The organism is Marinagarivorans sp. (assembly GCF_982758155.1).
This window is the reverse complement of sequence record NZ_CEXWTU010000408.1, coordinates 1-2,089: the sequence shown is the minus strand read 5'-3', so window position 1 is coordinate 2,089 and position 2,089 is coordinate 1. Positions and strand designations below refer to the sequence as shown.

Below are 2,089 nucleotides of genomic sequence, written 5' to 3'. Positions count from 1 at the left end.
GCGCGGTGTTTTTGGTTTGGACTGCTACAAGAATGGCTGGGTAGAAATTCAAGACTGGGCCTCACAGCAGCTCGCACTAAAAGTGGACGCCACTCCCGGTCAAAAAATATGGGATGCCTGCGCTGGCGGCGGCGGCAAAACACTCGCCATTGCAGCGCCACTGCGAAATAAAGGCGCCGTTTGGGCAACCGATATTCGCGAGCACAAACTCGTAGAGGTAAAACGTCGCGCCAAACAAGCTGAGTTTTACAATATTCGCACCGCCCCCTGGGACGGCGAAGCCCCTTTTCGATTACCCAAAGAAATTGCTAACCACGGCGGCTTTGACTGGGTTTTAGTTGATGGACCTTGCAGCTCCAGCGGCACCTGGCGCCGTAACCCCGATGCAAAATTACGCAATACCGGCGAAGATCTGACCAAATTAACTCAGCTACAACTACAACTGCTCACACAAGCAAGCAAGGGCGTTAAAGCGGGCGGGAAATTGGTTTATGGCACCTGCTCGTTTTTTGAAAGCGAGAACAATGCCATTGTTGAACAATTCCTTGCGGCTAATACCGAGTGGACATTGGAATCCAGTGAGCTAATGGGCTGCCCAAACAACAACAGCGACACGCTGTTTGCGGCAGTGCTGCAAGCTCCGGAATAGCTAACTATCGATTAAACCGGTATGACGTAAATAACTAGAGGCGGTGCGCTCTGGTTTTATCGCACCGCTTTCGATAGCTTTAGGGAGGGGCACACAAATCACGTGACTATGCCCTTTCCTACAAATAGCTTCCCAATTTTTGGCATAACGCATAACCTCACCGACGGTCAGCAGGTTTGAGCTGCCCCGAAGAGCTTCACTAAAGCCATCCCGCAGAGGCCTGAACCTTATAGACTCGCAAATCACCAACACAAGAATACCTAAAGCCTCTCGAATTTCGCCGCATTGCCCATTCGCTCTAATTTCAAGACTGCCCAATTGCTGCAATGATGCGATCTTTCGATATAACTTTATGATATGCGCTATCCGTCATACCCAAACTATCGTAACTGTCATTATTAAATTTTACATGGGACCAAGGTAAATTATCTCGTGAACGATCCTGAGGGCGATGGCCATTGAATGTGCTTAAGTAAAAAACACCGGATTTATTACAAAAAGCTTGCATATAGATATCACTATCACTGACCAATAACGTCACAGGTTCAGCTTTAAACTGGGCTGGCGCAATCACTTCAACATGCGTGTACTCTTGACTACCGGTGCACACAGCTCGCACCCTATCCGCCTGGCTATTAAAGGCCATCTGCAATCGGCCAACATCACGCTTAAAATTACTATCCAGCCTTACTTTAAATATTCTTTTCATACTCTTCCCCGAATCCTTTTGAATGTATTACCGATAAGCGAGGAAATAGACTAACAAAAAAAAACCGGCTTGCGCCGGTTTTTTTTCACACTCGAAAACAGACCGAATTAATTGGCTGTCTCTGGTGTCGCTGCTTGCTGTTGTTGCTGCTGAACAGCACGAGCAAACAAGGCTTCAAAGTTGATGGGTGGCAATGCTAAGGCGGGGAAACCACCTTTTAATGCACAGCTATCAACTGCTTCACGCGCATAAGGGAATAAAATTTGTGGGCACATGGTGTTTAACAACTGCGCCAACTGTTGCCCTTCGATATCTTTTGCCAAGAACAAACCAGCTTGCTGAACTTCAACCAAGAAGATTGTTTTATCTTCGATGGTCACGTTAATCGTCAGCTTCAAAGTTACTTCGTAGTGGTTGTCATCAACCTTAGTCGAGGTTGTGTTTAAATCTTGACCAATTTTAGGACTCCACTGCTGCTTGAAAGCTTCGATGCCTTGTGGTGCCTCAAAGGACATATCCTTAAGGTAAATACGCTGTAGCATGAACTGAGGGCCCTGAGCCTGAGCTTGACCTTGTGCGTTATTATCGTCTGCCATGATGTCTCCTAGTGGCTTTACGCCGGATTTGTAATGTATCAATAAAGAAAAAGCCTGCTATACGAGCAGGCCATTAATAATTAGGGGCGAGGCAATAATAGTTTATCCAATTAGGCGAAGAGATCGGCTTTCTTA

At 46.6% G+C, this 2,089-nt stretch carries 4 protein-coding genes; 1 reads left to right on the top strand and 3 read right to left on the bottom strand.

The genetic code is table 11. The features are described from left to right. A partial coding sequence (locus tag AC3A8L_RS21460) for a class I SAM-dependent methyltransferase (protein ID WP_487964316.1) occupies positions 1-649 on the top strand: 649 nt, incomplete at its 5' end. Here AC3A8L_RS21460 and AC3A8L_RS21455 read toward each other — a convergent pair. From AC3A8L_RS21455 to secB, 3 genes are all read right to left on the bottom strand, one after another. After that, complete coding sequence (locus AC3A8L_RS21455) at positions 650-967, bottom strand: ribosome-inactivating family protein (protein WP_487964317.1); 318 nt, start codon at positions 965-967, stop codon at positions 650-652. Continuing rightward, on the bottom strand, positions 954-1,358 hold the full coding sequence (locus AC3A8L_RS21450; protein ID WP_487964315.1) for a hypothetical protein: 405 nt from the start codon (positions 1,356-1,358) through the stop codon (positions 954-956). The genes AC3A8L_RS21455 and AC3A8L_RS21450 overlap by 14 nt, the downstream gene beginning before the upstream one ends. Positions 1,359-1,465: 107 nt before the next feature. Continuing rightward, positions 1,466-1,954 carry a protein-export chaperone SecB gene (gene secB, locus AC3A8L_RS21445; protein WP_487964314.1) on the bottom strand — a complete coding sequence of 163 codons (489 nt, stop codon included), beginning with the start codon at positions 1,952-1,954 and terminating at the stop codon, positions 1,466-1,468. Positions 1,955-2,089 lie beyond the last annotated feature (135 nt).

Excerpts from the sequence above, each read along its gene's own strand:
- AC3A8L_RS21450 (WP_487964315.1), bottom strand. The coding sequence starts at position 1,358 with ATGAAAAGAATATTTAAAGTAAGGCTGGATAGTAATTTTAAGCGTGAT.
- secB (WP_487964314.1), bottom strand. The coding sequence starts at position 1,954 with ATGGCAGACGATAATAACGCACAAGGTCAAGCTCAGGCTCAGGGCCCT.